At 75.6% G+C, this 14,813-nt stretch carries 12 protein-coding genes and 1 pseudogene; 2 read left to right on the forward strand and 11 right to left on the reverse strand.

Features of this window, described 5'->3' with window-relative positions; genetic code table 11:
* Positions 1 to 511: pseudogene (locus GTY84_RS34455) on the forward strand (hypothetical protein); the annotation flags it as partial.
* Positions 508 to 2,508: an ABC transporter ATP-binding protein gene (locus GTY84_RS32375; protein ID WP_161230000.1), complete on the forward strand. Its 2,001-nt coding sequence runs from the start codon at positions 508 to 510 to the stop codon at positions 2,506 to 2,508. The pseudogene GTY84_RS34455 and the gene GTY84_RS32375, both read left to right, overlap by 4 nt.
* A gap of 38 nt (positions 2,509 to 2,546) precedes the next feature.
* Here GTY84_RS32375 and GTY84_RS32380 read toward each other — a convergent pair whose 3' ends face one another.
* The 11 genes from GTY84_RS32380 to GTY84_RS32430 all read right to left on the reverse strand — a co-directional run bounded on the left by GTY84_RS32380 (position 2,547) and on the right by GTY84_RS32430 (position 14,750).
* Positions 2,547 to 3,143 carry a response regulator transcription factor gene (locus GTY84_RS32380; protein WP_161230001.1) on the reverse strand — a complete coding sequence of 199 codons (597 nt, stop codon included), beginning with the start codon at positions 3,141 to 3,143 and terminating at the stop codon, positions 2,547 to 2,549.
* A 449-nt stretch (positions 3,144 to 3,592) separates the two neighbouring features.
* Positions 3,593 to 4,474 (reverse strand): ABC transporter permease, encoded by an 882-nt coding sequence (locus tag GTY84_RS32385; protein WP_161230002.1) that lies wholly within the window; start codon positions 4,472 to 4,474, stop codon positions 3,593 to 3,595.
* A complete protein-coding gene (locus tag GTY84_RS32390) occupies positions 4,471 to 5,265 on the reverse strand; it encodes an ABC transporter ATP-binding protein (RefSeq protein ID WP_161230003.1) in 795 nt (264 codons plus the stop codon). The genes GTY84_RS32385 and GTY84_RS32390 overlap by 4 nt, the downstream gene beginning before the upstream one ends.
* Positions 5,259 to 6,038 (reverse strand): PIG-L family deacetylase, encoded by a 780-nt coding sequence (locus GTY84_RS32395; protein ID WP_161230004.1) that lies wholly within the window; start codon positions 6,036 to 6,038, stop codon positions 5,259 to 5,261. The genes GTY84_RS32390 and GTY84_RS32395 overlap by 7 nt, the downstream gene beginning before the upstream one ends.
* Before the next feature lie 389 nt (positions 6,039 to 6,427).
* The gene (locus GTY84_RS32400) at positions 6,428 to 7,093 is read right to left on the reverse strand and encodes a papain-like cysteine peptidase (RefSeq protein ID WP_161230005.1); all 666 of its coding nucleotides are present in this window, start codon (positions 7,091 to 7,093) and stop codon (positions 6,428 to 6,430) included.
* A 65-nt stretch (positions 7,094 to 7,158) separates the two neighbouring features.
* Positions 7,159 to 8,652: a glycoside hydrolase family 3 N-terminal domain-containing protein gene (locus GTY84_RS32405; protein WP_202552528.1), complete on the reverse strand. Its 1,494-nt coding sequence runs from the start codon at positions 8,650 to 8,652 to the stop codon at positions 7,159 to 7,161.
* Between the two features lie 5 nt (positions 8,653 to 8,657).
* Complete coding sequence (locus GTY84_RS32410) at positions 8,658 to 9,893, reverse strand: SAM-dependent methyltransferase (RefSeq protein WP_161230006.1); 1,236 nt, start codon at positions 9,891 to 9,893, stop codon at positions 8,658 to 8,660.
* A 579-nt stretch (positions 9,894 to 10,472) separates the two neighbouring features.
* Positions 10,473 to 11,531, reverse strand: a complete 1,059-nt coding sequence (locus tag GTY84_RS32415) for a DUF3533 domain-containing protein (RefSeq protein WP_345943606.1) — start codon at positions 11,529 to 11,531, stop codon at positions 10,473 to 10,475.
* A 230-nt stretch (positions 11,532 to 11,761) separates the two neighbouring features.
* Positions 11,762 to 12,373, reverse strand: a complete 612-nt coding sequence (locus GTY84_RS32420; RefSeq protein WP_345943607.1) for an LUD domain-containing protein — start codon at positions 12,371 to 12,373, stop codon at positions 11,762 to 11,764.
* A gap of 89 nt (positions 12,374 to 12,462) precedes the next feature.
* A complete protein-coding gene (locus GTY84_RS32425) occupies positions 12,463 to 13,986 on the reverse strand; it encodes a lactate utilization protein B (protein WP_161230008.1) in 1,524 nt (507 codons plus the stop codon).
* Entirely contained in the window at positions 13,983 to 14,750 is a 768-nt protein-coding gene (locus GTY84_RS32430) for a (Fe-S)-binding protein (protein ID WP_161230009.1), read from the reverse strand. The genes GTY84_RS32425 and GTY84_RS32430 overlap by 4 nt, the downstream gene beginning before the upstream one ends.
* Positions 14,751 to 14,813: the final 63 nt, after the last annotated feature.

Genomic DNA, 14,813 nt, shown 5'->3' on the forward strand with positions numbered 1-14,813 from the left:
GGCGGACGGCCCGGTGGGGGCGGGGAACGGCGCCGGGGTGGACGACTTCGCCGGGGCGGGGGCCGGGGGCACGGAGTGCGCGAGGGCCGGGAACGGCATCCGGGCGGCGGGCCCCGCGGAGCCGCGGCGCGTCGGCAGGGTCCGGGCCCGCGAGCCCTCGGGAGCCGGGGACGGTCCCGGAACCGTGGCCACCGGCCGGCCCCCGGCGGACGGTGCCGGGCGGGCGGCCGTGGCACCGGCCGCCGGAGCGGGCACCGCCACCGCGGCCCGGACCGGCACCGAAGCCGACACCGAGAGCGACACCGATAGGCACACCGCCGCGGCCGACGGCACCGGCACGGACCGGGACGGCGACATCACCGGACCGCACCCACACGCGGGCTCGGGCCCAGAGGCAGGCGCAGGCGCACCCGCAGGCGCGGACGTCGACGACGGCACGGGCGTCGGCACCCGGCCCGAGGCCCGGCCGCCGCGACCGCGCCACGCGATGCGCGGGGAGGCGCGAACATGACCGTTCTGCATGACCGTCCCCCGGCCGGGGGACGCGAGGGGTCCGGCGCCCTGCGGCGCGTCCTGCCGCCCGCCCGCCGGTTCCTCGCCCGCCGCAAGGGCGCCGTCGCCCGGCTGACGCTGTGGTCGCTGGCCGAGTCGGCGCAGACGTTCCTCATCGGGTACGGCGTCGCCCGCTCGCTGGACGCGGGGTTCCTCGCCGGGAGGACGGCGGTCGGGCTCGGCTGGCTGGCCGCGGCCGGGGTCGCCGTGCTGCTCGGGGCGCCCGTGGTGCGCGGGGTCTTCGCCCAGCTCGCGGAGTTGACGGAGCCGCTGCGGGACCGGCTGGTGGAGCGCGCGGTGGACCGGTCCATGGCCGGTGCGCGGGTCCGCCCCGGCGGCGGGGACCGGGCGGCCGTCTCCCGGCTGACCAATCAGGTCGAGATCGTGCGGGACAGCTTCGCGGGCCTGGTGCTGACCCTGCGTTCCTTCGTCTTCACCGCCGCCGGGGCCCTGGTGGGCCTGTTCTCCCTGGACCCGGCGCTGCTGGTGGTCGTGCTGCCGCCGCTCGCCGGGGGCCTGGCGCTGTTCCTGGCCACCCTGCGGCCGACGGGGGCGGCGCAGCGGCGGGCACTCGCCGCCGACGAGGCCCTGGGCGATCATGTGGCCCGCACCCGGCGGGCGCTGCGCGACATCACCGCCTGCGGCACGGAGCCGGAGGTGGCGGAGCGGGGCGAGCGGCTCGTCGCGGAGGCCGCCGCGACGGCACGCGTCCTCGCCCGGTGGGCCGGACTGCGCACCCTGGCCCTGGGCATCGCGGGCCAGCTGCCGCTCCTGCTCCTGCTCCTGGCCGTCCCCGCCCTGAGGGACCGGGGCGTCTCGACCGGTGCCGTACTGGGTGCCTTCACCTATCTGGCGCAGGCGCTCCTGCCCGCCCTGCACACCCTGATGACCGCGCTGGGCGCCGCGGGCACCCGGCTGCTGGTGGTCCTGGACCGGATCACCACGCCCCCCACGGGCCCCGGCAGCGCCGAGGAGCACCGTTCGCACCGACCGGAACCGGCGGACACCGGACCGCCGAACCCGGAGCAGGCCCGGGGGCCGGAGCCGGACACACACACGGCCACCGGCACAGCCACGGGCCCGGGCACCGGCACCGGCACCGGCACCGGCACCGGCACCGGCACCGGCACCGGCACACAAACGAACACGGGCACGGGAACAGGGACCCCGCCCGCCCCCCGCACCCCCGTCGAAGCCCGGGCGCCGCGGGCGCCCGTGCCGCCGCCCCGGCGCCCGGTGCCCGCCGTACGCCTGCGGTCGGTGACGCTGGCGTACGGGGCGCGGGCGGAGCCGGTGCTGGACGCGCTCGACCTGTGCGTCGAGGAGGGGGAGCACCTGGCCGTCGTCGGACCGAGCGGCATCGGCAAGTCCACGCTCACCCGCCTGGTCGCCGGGACACTGGCCCCGACCCTCGGCACGGTGGAGGTCGCGGGCCGCCGGGTCACCGGTCTGCCGTCCACCGAACTGACTTCCCTGCGTGCCCTGTTGCCGCAGCAGGCGTACGTCTTCAGCGGTACGGTCCGGGAGAACCTCACCTATCTGCGGCCGGACGCGAGCGACGCGGAGGTCCTGGCCGCCGTGCGGGAGCTGGGTGCCGACGGGCTGGTGCGGCGGCTGGGCGGACCGGACGCGCCGCTACGGCCGGACGAGCTGTCCCAGGGCGAACGCCAACTCCTGGTGCTGGTACGGGCGTATCTCTCCCCGGCGCGGCTGCTGCTGCTCGACGAGGCGACGTGCCATCTGGACGCGGCGGCCGAGGCGCGGGCCGAGGAGGCGCTCGCCCGCCGGCCGGGGGCGCTGCTCGTGGTGGCGCACCGCATGTCGTCGGCGCTGCGGGCGGACCGGGTGCTGGTCCTGGACGGTGTCGGCGCGGACTGCGGCACCCACGGGGAACTGCTGGGCCGTTCACCGCTCTACCGGGATCTGGTGGGACACTGGGACGAGATCCGGGACTGACCGCGCGCAGCCGGCGCGCCCGGTGCCCCACCCGCGCGTCACATCCAGCCGGCGCTCTGCACTATGCGTATCGCGTCGACGCGGTTGCGCGCGCCGACCTTGCGTATCGCGCTGGCCATGTAGTTGCGCACCGTGCCCCGCGACAGGTGCAGGGCGCCGGCGATCTCCGCGACCGACGCGCCCTGGGCCGCCCGCGAGACGACGCTCAGCTCGCGCGCCGTCAGCGGCCGCTGCGAGGCGGCGAGCAGGGCGACGCTGAGCTTCTCGTCGACGAACCGTTCCCCCTTGGCGACGGCGTGCACGGCGGAGATCAGCCGCTGGGAGGGGGCGTCCTTGTTGACGAAGCCGAGCGCACCGGCGTCGAAGGCGCGGCGCAGCACGCCCGGCCGTTCGGGCGCGGTCAGGACGATCAGTCCGGTCCCGCCCAGGCGCCAGTACGGTGCCCGGCGCGGCTCCTCCTCTCCGGCGAGACACTCCCCGTCCACGACACAGACGTCCGGCGGAAGGTCGTCCTCGTCCGGTTCGACACCTCTGGAGGACATCGACGAGACGTCGAAGCCCTCTGAGGAGAGCAGCAGTTGAGCCAGTGCCGAACGCATCAGCAGCGAGTCGTGCACCACGAGAACACGCACCATGTGCAACCCCCAAGGTCTCCGGGCATCCTTCGCGAACCACCCGGCTCGTCCCCCATTTCGTCAGCCGTTTGCCCCGGTGACCGGGGGGTGAAGCACCCGTGACACCGCGCCGGGCCGCGAGACGACGGCAACACGCCGTTCTCCGGCGGCCCGGTGTCGAATGGGGGTACGAAACGGGAGGCCGGAAGTAGCTCCGGCCCCCCGCGAATCGAACATGCTGACCATCAGTGAGCGTGCGGTTACTCCAGCTCGTGGGTCGGCTGTGACGGCGCGTGTCCCGACGGGCGGCTCCCCGACGAAAAAAGGACACGTCCCGGCGGCGCGCCGCAGACCGAAAACATTCGAAGCGAACATGGCTGGAAACACCCGGCGGAGTTGCTTCCGGCGCGCCGTGCCGGGTGGCGGTGTCCACGGCACCACCACCCGGCGCGGTTCCCCGGCGCGCGGGGTCAGGAGTAGCGGGTGACCAGCCCCCGGCGGCGGAAGGTGCGCAGCATCCGCAGCAGGGCGTAGAGGCTGAGGGCGGCGAGGGCGGCGGTGCCCGCGGCGGCCAGACCGAGCCGTCCCCAGGAGATGCCGTGCCCGGCGGCCAGGTCCCGGCCGACCGCGAACACATGGGTGGTGGGGAGCAGTTGGGCGATGGGGCGCAGCGCGGCGGGCAGCGTGGAGACGGGTGAGAACACCCCGGAGAGCGGCATCACCACGGACAGCGCTCCCCAGACGAGGGCCTCGGCCCCGCTGCCGAAGCGCAGGACCAGGCCGACCACCAGGAGCGCCACCGACCAGCCGCACACCAGCAGCAGGGCGGCGACGGGAATCAGCCCGAACCCGAGGGTGGTGACGTCGAACGCGTAGGCGCCGAAGGCGAGGGCGGCGACGGCCAGGGTGCCGGCGGCGGTGCGGACGAGGGCGAAGAGGCCGACTCCGGCGAGGTACTCCCAGGCGCGGGTCGGGGTGGCGAGCAGTCCCAGGATGTTGCGGGACCAGGTCTCCTCCAGGAAGCCGGTGGCCAGGGAGATCTGCGTCTGGTGGACGAGGTGCCAGAGCACCGTGCCGCTGAGCAGGTAGACGGTGACGGTGGCCGCGGTGCCGGGTTCGCCGCCCGCGGCCTCGGCGGCCTGTGCGGCGAACAGTCCGATGGAGCCGTAGAGCAGGGTGTCGACGAGGGGCCAGACCAGGACGTCGAAGAAGCGGTGCGGGCTGCGCTTGAGGACGAGCCACTGCCGCCGGGCGACGGCGAGGACCCGGTGCAGGGAGGCCGAGGCCGGGGTGCGCAGGGCCTCGCTGCCCGGTCCGGCGGGCGGCGCGGGGGTGACGGGGGTGGTGGTCATGCGGCGGCCCCGTCCCGTGCCGTGCCGGAGCCGTCCCGGCCGGGCTCCCCCGCGAGGTGCAGGAAGACGCCCTCCAGGTCGTCGCGGCCGAAGCGCCCGGCGACCTCGGCGGGCGTGCCGTCGGCGGCGATGCGCCCGAGGCGCAGGAAGACGACCCGCTCGCAGAGCCGTTCCACCTCGACCATGTCGTGGCTGGTGACCAGCAGCGCCGTGCCCTCCTCCGCGCACAGGTCGAGCAGCGCGGTGCGCACCCGCAGGGCGATGTCCGGGTCGAGCGAGGCGGTGGGTTCGTCGAGGACCATCAGCCGGGGGCGGTGCAGCGCGGCCTTGGCGATGCCCACCAGGGTGCGCTGCCCGCTGGACAGCTCGGTGCCGATGGCCCCGGCGAGATGGCCGATGCCGAAGCGGGTGAGGGCCCGTTCCACGGCGCCGCGGGCGTCGCGCAGCCCGTACAGGTCTGCGTACAGCCGCAGGTACTCGCGGACCTTGACCCGGTCGGGCAGGGGCAGGTATCCGGCCACGAAGCCGAGGCCCTGCATGGCGCGGGCGCGCCGTCCCTCCAGCGGGTGGCCGAGGATCTCCACGCCGCCCGCGTCCGGCCGGACGGCGCCGAGGCACATCAGGAGCGTGGTGGTCTTCCCGGCTCCGTTCGGCCCGAGGAGACCGAGGCGCTCCCCGGCGTGCACGGTGAGGTCGACGCCGTCCACGGCGCGTCCCCTGCGGTACTCCTTGACCAGGCCCCGGGCGGCGAGGACGACCGGCCGCTCGGGCGGGGCGGTGCCGGTCAGCACGCCGGGCTCCCCTCGGCGGGCCGTCCGGCGGCGGGGGCCGTCGCCTCCAGGGACCAGACCAGCTCGGCGCGCAGCGGTCCGGTGCGGGCGAGGAAGCCGCCGTGCTCCTCGGCGACCGGGGCCAGTTGGGAGCCGTGGCACAGGACGGCGGCGCGTTTGGCGGCCCACTGGGCGTCGTCGAGGGTCAGGGCGTGGCGGACGGTGGTGCGGTGGGTCGTGAGGAGGTCCTGGTAGGCGAGTCCGCACCGGGAGCTGCGGGCGAGCGCGTCGCTCGCCGCGGGGGTGCCCCACTCGGGCAGGTGGCCGGTGTAGGGCAGGTCGGCGTAGATCCAGGGCGGCGGCGCGCCCAGGTCGGCGAGGACACGCAGGGCGACGCGCCGCACGGCCTCGTGGTCGGGCTGGTTGCTGCCGAGCGGGGCGAGGACCAGGGTGTCGCCGGACAGTTCGCGCAGGAAGGCCGCGAGTCCGTCGAGGGTGGCTCCCTCGGGGGCGTAGGGGCCGTCGGCGTGGTCGAGGAGCACCTGGCGGGCGCCCATCAGGGCGCAGGCGGCGGCGTCCTCGGCGCGGCGCGCCCGGTGGGCCTCGGCGGCGGAGGAGAAGCCGCACTGGGTGTCCCACCAGGAGACGGGGGCGTCGGGGGCGGGCACCCCGCCGTGGACGGTGACGATGTCGACGGGGCCGGGCAGCTCGGGCAGCAGCCCGGCGAGCGAGAGGGCCGCGTCGTCGAAGTGCGGGGACAGGACGACGGTACGGGGACGTGCGGGGGGCGCCATGGTCGCGCGGTCCTTTCGGGGACAGGCGTGGGAGAGGGAGAGGCGGAGGGAGGAGGGGAACGGGCGCGAGGGGCCGGGCCCCGCGCGCCGCGCCGGGCCGGGACCGGCCGGGGTCCGGGTCCCGGCCCCCGGTGCGGGGACCGGTGCCGGACGCGGAGCACGGCCGCCGGCGCGCGGGACGCGCGCGGCCCGGGGCCACGGGTGCGCCGGTGCCGTCCGGTGGTCCGGCGGGCCCGGCGGACGGGCACGGTCCGGCTGCCCGGCCGCGGTCCCGGTCCGGACGGTGCGGCCCGGTCCCGGGCGGGAGTCGGGGGGTGGATGACAGGGGGCGGGGGACATGGGGACCGAGCCCGGCCGGGTGCCGCGCCGTCCGGTGGCCGGCCGACGCCTCACGCGGCGGGCCGGGCCCCGGCCGTGCCCGGGGCGGGGGCGCGGCGGCGCAGGGGGAAGGGGGCCAGGGCCCGGTCCCATCCGGCGTCGTCGCCCTCCCAACGCCCGGGGACGGGCTCCACGGTGTCCCAGCGGATGCCGTCCGGGAGGCGGGCGGCGGACCGGGACGGCGGCGGGGTCCGGCGCAGCCACAGAAGGCCGAACCGGTGCCCGGGGTGCGACCGGGACAGGGCCGCGCGCAGCCGCAGCAGATCGTCGGTGTCCGACTCGTCGAAGGCGTCGTGGTGGACGTACAGCACCCGGGCGGCCGAGGCGGACGTCGCCCGCCACCGTTCGGCGAGGAAGTCGAACTTCTTTCTCACCCGGGGGAGTTGACGGTCGATGGCGTCCTGGGTGAGCAGTCCGCCGGGGGCGTCGGCGTCCGCCCCGAACTCGTGGAAGAAGCGGATGTCGGAGCCCCGGTCGAGGGCGCAGGCGCCGTCGCTGAAGGGCTCGCTCAGCCCCGGGCGGAGCACGTTGGCGAAGTCGGCCTCCAGGGTCTCGATGACGGAGGCGAGTTCGAGGTCGAGCCAGTCGAAGTAGTGGGCCCGGTCCTCACCGGTGATGCGGCGGATCTGGTGGGTGGACTCGCAGTGGTAGCCGAGCCCGACGCACAGGTCGTACACGCTGTCGCTCCCATGGGCTTCGGTGGGCTGGGGGTCGCGTCGCAAGGAGCCGTGGAGGGGGCGGGTCACCGTTCGCGCAGCGGGCCGGTCCAGGCCCTGCCGGTGAGGAGTTCGGCGGCGGCCACGGCGTTGGCGAGACCGGCACCGCGGGTGAGCAGCAGCGGGGGGTCGAGCAGTCCGGGTGCCGGTTCCAGGCCCATGTCGACGGTGACGAGGCCGGGCCTGCGGGCCCGCAGGGCGGCCAGGGCGTCGCGCTGCCAGGGGTGGCGGGCGGCGTCGCGGACGACGACGGCGAGCGGACCGTCGTCGGGCAGCGGGACGCCGTCCGGCGCGGTCTCGGGGGTGACGTCGGTCGCGGAGGCGAGCCGGCCGAGCCCCGCGAGGGCGTCCTCCAGCCCCCAGGGGGCCACGCCCACCGCCATGTTGGCCTCACCGGCGAGCCGCACGGTGTGCAGCGACCGGCCGTCGGGGCCGGGCAGTCCGGTGGCCGCGAGGGCGCGGCGGGCGGCAACGAGGCCGATGCCGTGCCGGGGGGCGCCCGTGGTGGTCGGGACGGCCCAGCGGCGCAGCGCGGTGACGCGGGCGGCGGCCTCCTCCAGCCGTGCGAGGGTCAGCTCGCCCTTGGCCAGGGCCTCCTCGACCGCCCGGTGCACCTCGGGCAGCACGTGCTCCACGCCACTGGCGCCGAGGACGACGAGGTCGACGCCGGCGGCCCAGGCGAGCACCGCCGCGCCGCCGAAGCCCCAGCGGTCGAGGACGGGGGCCATCTCCAGGGCGTCGCTGACGACGACGCCGTCGTAGCCCAGTTCGTCGCGGAGCAGTCCGGTGACGATGCGGGGGCTGAGGGTGGCGGGCGGCTCCGCGAGGTGCGGCAGCCGGATGTGGCCGACCATGACGGCCCGGGCCCCGGCGGCGGCTCCCGCGGCGAACGGCGGCAGGTCGAGGGCGCGCAGCGCGGCCAGGTCGCGGTCGATGTCGGGGAAGGCTGTGTGGGAGTCGACGCCGGTGTCGCCGTGGCCGGGGAAGTGCTTGAGGGTGGCGGCGACCCCGTTCTCCTGGAGTCCCCGCACGAAGGCCTCGGTGTGCCGGGCGACGCGCGGGGCGTCGGCGCCGAAGGAGCGGACCCCGATGATGGGGTTGTCGGGCTGGGAGTTGACGTCGGCGCAGGGGCCGAAGCAGAGGTTGACACCGGCCTCGGCCAGATCGGCGCCGATGGCGCGGGCGACGTCGCGGGTGAGGTCGGTGTCGTCGACGGCCCCAAGGGCGTGGTTGCCCGGGTAGGGGCTGCCCCGGTGGTAGTCGAGGCGGGTGACGTCACCGCCCTCCTCGTCCAGGGCGATCAGCACATCGGGGCGGACGGCGCGCAGGGGCGCGGCGATGTCCTCGTGGAAGGTGCCGTACGGCGCGGCGCCGGGCTCGGCGGGGGGCGTCAGGTTGGTGCCGAAGATCCCGACACCGGCGAGGCCGTCCGCCACGGCGGCGCGTATCCACTCGGGCGGTGTCCGGCCTTCGTAGGAGGCCATCAGGCAGGAGTTGACCAGGGAAGCGACGGTACTCACTGAGGTTATCGGCCTTCGGTCGGAGTGGGGCGGCGGCGCAGCAGGACACCCGTGCTGCCGCGCTTGCACAGATGGGCACGGCCGCCGCAGACGGCTTCCAGGGCGGGGCGGACGAGGACGGTCTCGTCGATCTGCTCCCAGTCGGCGGTGGCGGCGATCCAGGGGCGCAGCCGGGTGTCGAGTGCCTCCGGCTCCAGCGCGATGAAGAGGAGGTCGGTGGGCAGTGCGGCGAACCGCTCCGGATCCTGTCCGTAGTAGAGCATCTCGACCAGCAGATAGGCGGCGCCGGGCAGGCGGCGGGAGCCCGCGAGGTCGTCCAGCCCGTCGGGGTGGACGCCGACCGCCCCGTCGGATCCGGGGCCCTCGGCGAGCCGGGCGCGGAAGACCGGGTTGGGTTCGGTGGCCTCGACACGGTGGCCCTTGCCGGAGAGCCGGGCGGTGAGGGCGCCCTCGCAGGCGCCGACCTCGATCAACGGCCCGGCGTCGGGGGCGAGATGGCGGGCGATCCAGGCGGTGGTGGCGTCCAGCCGCTCGTTCTCGTACGCCGAGGTGGCGAACTCCCAGGGGTCGGGCACGGAGGCCGCCTCGTCGTCCAGGCTGGCCAGCAGGGCGAACAGCCGTCGGCGCTCACCGGGTCCGGCGGTGAAGTAGCGCTCGGCGGAGGGCACCCGGCCGGTGTAGAGCTTGTGCTGCGGGGAGTCGCTGTCGAGCAGGTGGCGGGCGTGCCGGTTGACGAAGTCCAGCTTGGCGGCGACGAGTTCGCCGGGCAGGGGCCGGTCGAGGTCGCTGACGAACTGGAGGAACGGCGAGTATCCGACGGCGTGGAGCACGGGTTCGGCGTCCGGGACCGCGGCGAGGGCGTCGGCCACGTCGTTGCCGAGGCGGCCCCGGCTGCGCCGGTTGTCGGCGGGCGAGTGGGTCCAGACGCGGACCGGGCGGCCGGTGGCGATGCGGGCGAGGCTCGCGGCGAGGGCGTCGGGGCCGGGTGAGGCGGCGCTCTCGTCGGCCTCCCGCACATGGCGGGCGAGGAGGGCGAGGCGTTCACCGAGCGTGGCGGTGGGGGGCAGGACGAGGCGGTCGCCGTGGTCGGCGAGCAGGACGTGGACCTCGCGGCCGGGCCCGGCCGGAGCGTGTCCGGGCCGTACGACGGGGATTGCGGACGGGTTGACGGTCGGGGTGAGCACGGAGAGAAAGTCGAGGACGGCGTCCTCGGCTCGCAGTACCACCACTGTGTCGATCACAGGCGGGTCCCCTCGGCGTAATGGGCGCAGGGCGGGAACGGTGGACGGGGGTCTTCCTCGGAACGGTCGCCGCGCGCGGCCCTGCGGCGCGCGGTCACGGCTTCGACGATACGACTCCCGGCGACCTATGGTCTAGACCACTACTTCGGTCAAGGTGCGCGGTGATCCGGCCAAACGTGCCATCCTGTGCAACCCCGACACCGATCCGTCCATCCCATGGTCAGCGGCCCGGGCGGGGCCGAGAACGACCCGAACGGGGCGGTCGGCGAAGGGGGTCCGGAGACCGGGTCCGGCTTGATCCGCACCGGGCGGCAACCCTCCCGCGCACCCCTGGTCCACCCCCGTACACCGCCCCGTCCCGCCGCTCCCCCGCACCGCGGTCCCGCCCCGCACCCTCCCCCGCGGCCCTCCCACCGCCCGCCCTCCGGGCCCGCGTTCCACGCCTGCCACCCACCGCGCCCGTCCGCCGACCGGCCCGTGCGCGCCACGGGCCCGGCCCCCTCTTCCGTGGCCGGGCCCGCTCTCCGTCAGGCGTCCCGCGCTCCGCCCGGCGAGCGCCGTAGGCGCGGGACCGCGCCGCTATCCCGCCGGGCGCGTCCGGTCCACCAGCGGAAGGATGCCCTCGCGCCGGTCACGCAGCGTGGCGGCGGCGATGGCCACCACCACTCCCCCGACCGCCCAGAGTGCGAGCACCCAGTAGGCACCGGAGGTGCCGTGCCCGTCGAAGTACACGGTGTTGCGCACCACTGTCGTCCCGGCGCCCGGCGGCAGCGCCTGTCCGATGGCCCGCCAGAACGGCGGCAGCAGGGACGGCGGGTACACCCCGCCGGAACTGGGATTGCCCAGGATCGTGAAGATCAGGATGGTGAGGCCCAGGCCCACGGTGCCGGCCAGCGACTGGAGCGCCACCCCCACCGCCCCGGAGGCGAACACCACGAGGGTGCCGATGCCGACGAGTTCCCAGAAGCCGCCCGGCAGGCAGTCCAGCACCGGCCCGACGATGACCGCGCCCCCGATGCCCGACACCAGGGCGTACGGGACCATCGCCATCAGCCGGACCAGGCTGCGGCGCAGGGTGGGACGCTTCGACCCGGCGGCCATGTTCAGCGCCGACGCGGCCAGATAGCCGCCGATCGTCCAGCTCAGCACGAGGTAGAAGGAGGACAGTCCCCGGGAGTCCCCGGCCGCGGGCGGACGGATGTCGCGCACCACGAACCGGCGGTCCTCCGCGCGCTCGATCCCCGCCACGATCTTCGTGGCCGCATCGGCCGCCGACGGGCCGCCCGCCGAGGCGACGAGCAGGGTGTCGGTGGTCGCGGCCGGTTCCACGATCAGGGCCGCGTCGGTGCGGCGCTCCAGCAGCCTCGACCGGGCCTCGGCCCGGTCCGCGACCGCGGTGATGTGCACGGGCTCACCCGGCAGCGCGTTCAGCCGCGCCACCAACCGCCCCTCCACCGCCTGCGGCGCCACCAGCACCATCGGCACCCGGTGGGGCTCGGGCGCGTGGAAGGCGCCCATGTAGGAGAGGGCGAAGCCCAGTTGCAGCAGGAGCACCCCCACCATGACGAGCGCGGAGCGCGTCGAGACCGCGTCCCGCACTTCTCCCAGCAGGCCCTCTCTCCGTTCCCCGCCGACCACCGTCCGGTCGTCCCCTGTACTCGCCACCCGGCGCTCCCTCCTCCTGGCCGACACCGCCGCCCGGCCGCGACCCGCGGCGAGGCCGTCACATCGTCGGCCCCCAACCGCGCTCCCCCACTCGGACGCGCCCGGAAGCACCCGACACCGACCCGTCCGGCGGACATCCGGCGGCGTGTCGCGGCGGCATCCCGGAAGGGCGCCCGGGGGTACCGGCGCCCGGGCCCGGGGTGTCAGGCGTCGGTGCGGATGACGACGACCAGGGTGCGGGGGCCGTGGACGCCCTCGACCCGTTCCAGTTCGATGTCCGAGGTCGCGGAGGGTCCGCTGACGAGGGTGATCGGACGGGTCGGCACCAGCCGGGCCAGGGCCTCGGGCACGCCGGTCTCGACCGAGGACAGGTCGACGACGCAGACGTGCAGGTCGGGCACGAGGGAGAGGGCGCGGCGGCCCTGGTCGGGGGAACCGTCCAGGAAGAGGGTACCGGTCTCGGCGCAGGCGGCGGCCGAGGCGGTGACGACGCCGTCCAGTCCGCCGAGGTCCGGCGCGGGGACGTCCGGGGAGTCGGCGCGCACCGTGCCGTCGAAGGCGGCGAGCCAGGCTCGGTCGAGTCCGGCCGGGACGCCGACCGTACGGGCGCCGTGCGCGCGCAGGGCACCGGCCACCGTCGCGGCGGTCCCGGCGGCGGCGCAGACGCGCACGTCGGCACGGTAGTCGCCGAGGCGGTCGGTGAACAGGGCGAGCCGTTCACCGTCGGGCAGGACGCGTCCGGTGCGGTAGCCGCGTTCGACGGTGACCGGTGGCTTCCCGGCGATGTCCAGGGCCGCGCGGACCCGGCCGAGCACCGCTTGGCGCGCCGTGGGCCCGGGCGGGGCCCCGGTTCCGGCCGGTCCCGTCGCCCCGGAGGGCTCCGTCGGCGGGGTGTCGTCGGGGGTCAACGGTCCTCCTCGGTCCGGGCGGCGGCGCGCAGTTCGGCCTGTCCCTCGGCGGAGGCGAACCAGTCGCGGAAGGTGCCCTTCGGCGGTGCCGCGGTGTCGCGGCTGTCGCTCCAGCCGCGGAACGGCGGGGGCAGTGCGGTGATCCTCCGGTCGCGCCCGGCGGCGATCCTGCCGCCCACCCGCGCGGCCCGCTGGGCGGCGGTGTAGAGGGCGGGGTGCGCCATGACGGCCGCGGCGGCGCGCATGGCGAGCCGTTCGGGGGTTGCGCCGGACCGCTCGGTCTTCTGGTGGCGCAGCTCGACCAGCAGCGACGGGATGTCGATCTTCACGGGGCAGGCGTCGAAGCAGGCCCCGCACAGGCTGGAGGCGTACGGCAGCGAGGCGTTGGGATCGTGGGCGGTCTCGTGCATTCCGGCGAGCTGGGGGGTGAGGACGGCGCCGATGGGGCCGGGATAGGTGGAGCCGTAGGCGTGCCCGCCGACGCGTTCGTAGACGGGGCAGACGTTGAGGCAGGCGGAGCAGCGGATGCAGCTCAGCGCCTCGCGGCCGACGGCGTCGGCGAGGGCGGCGGTGCGGCCGTTGTCGAGGAGGACGAGGTGGAACTCCTGGGGGCCGTCGCCCTCGGTCACCCCCGTCCACAGCGAGGTGTAGGGGTTCATCCGCTCACCGGTGGAGGAGCGGGGCAGGAGTTGGAGGAAGACCTCCAGGTCCTGCCAGCGGGGCAGCACCTTCTCGATGCCCATGACGGTGATGAGCGTGTCCGGCAGGGTCAGGCACATGCGCCCGTTGCCCTCCGACTCCACCACGGAGAGGGTGCCGGTCTCCGCGATGCCGAAGTTGGCGCCGGAGACGGCGACCCGGGTGGTCATGAACTTCTCGCGCAGATGGGCGCGGGCGGCGGCGGCCAGATGGGCGGGGACGGCGTCGAGTCCCGGATCGACCCCGGGGATGCCGTCGAGGAAGATGTCGCGGATCTCGTCGCGGTTGCGGTGGATCGCGGGGACGAGGATGTGGGACGGCCGGTCCCCGGCGAGCTGCACGATCAGCTCCGCGAGGTCGGTCTCGTGGGCGGTGATGCCCCGGGCCGCGAGGTGCTCGTTGAGACCGATCTCCTGGGTGGCCATCGACTTGACCTTGATGACCTCGTCGCTGCCGGTCGCCTTCACCAGCCGGGTGACGACGGCGTTGGCCTCGGCCGCGTCGCGGGCCCAGTGGACGGTGCCTCCGGCCGCGGTGACCTCGCTCTCCAGCCGCTCCAGCAGTTCGGGCAGCCGGTTCATGGTGTCGGCCTTGATCTGCGCGCCGGCGGTGCGCAGCGCCTCCCAGTCGGGCAGTTCGGCCGTGACGTCGAGCCTCTTGGCGCGGATGGTGCGGGTCGCCCGGCGCAGGTTGCCGCGCAGCCGCTCGTCGCGCAGTTCCCCGCGGGCGGCCCGCGGGAACGGCTCCTCGCCGCGCAGGTTCCCCTGGCCGTAGGGGGCGCGGGGCGGCGGGGTCGGCATGCCGAGGAAGGTGCGGCTCATCGGGCGGCCTCCGGGACGGCGAGCGGGGCGGTGCGGGTGGCGGCGAGGATCTGCGCGAGGTGGAGCGTACGGGTGCCCGAGCGGATGCGGGACAGTCCGCCGCCGATGTGCATCAGGCAGGAGGAGTCCCCCGCGGTGCAGACGTCGGCGCCGGTGGCGGTGACGGCGGCGGTCTTGTCGTGGAGCATCGCCGAGGAGGTGTCGGCGTTCTTGAGGGCGAAGGTGCCGCCGAACCCGCAGCAGGCGTCCGCCTCCGGAAGCTCGACGAGATCGATGCCCTCGACGGCGCGCAGCAGCCGCAGCGGCTTGTCCCCGACCCTGAGCATCCGCAGGGAGTGGCAGGTCGGGTGGTACGTCACCCGGTGCGGGAAGTACGCCCCGACGTCGACGACGCCGAGCACGTCGACGAGCAGTTCGGACAGCTCGTAGGTCTTGGCGCGGACGGCGGCGACACCCGAGCGGAGCGCGGCGTCGCCGTGCCGCTCCGCGATCAGCGGGTGCTGGTGGCGCACGCATCCGGCGCAGGAGCCGGACGGCACGACGACGGCGTCGAGGGAACCGTCGCCGAACCGCTCGGCGAAGTCCCTGACCAGCGGCAGCGGTTCCCGCTGGTATCCGGTGTTGATGTGCATCTGCCCGCAGCAGGTCTGCCCGGGCGGGAAGACCACCTCCTGCCCGAGGCGGCTGAGCAGGAGCGCGGTGGCCTTCACCGCGTCGGGGAAGAGGGTGTCCCCCAGGCAGGTGGCGAAGAGTCCGATGCGCACGGGGCCTCCATGGGATTTATGGTCCGACCACATTAACATCGCACCGAGGCTCGGGGACGGAGG

Origin of the sequence: Streptomyces sp. SID8352, assembly GCF_009862265.1 — a bacterium.
In the GTDB taxonomy this organism is placed as follows: Bacteria; Actinomycetota; Actinomycetes; order Streptomycetales; family Streptomycetaceae; genus Streptomyces.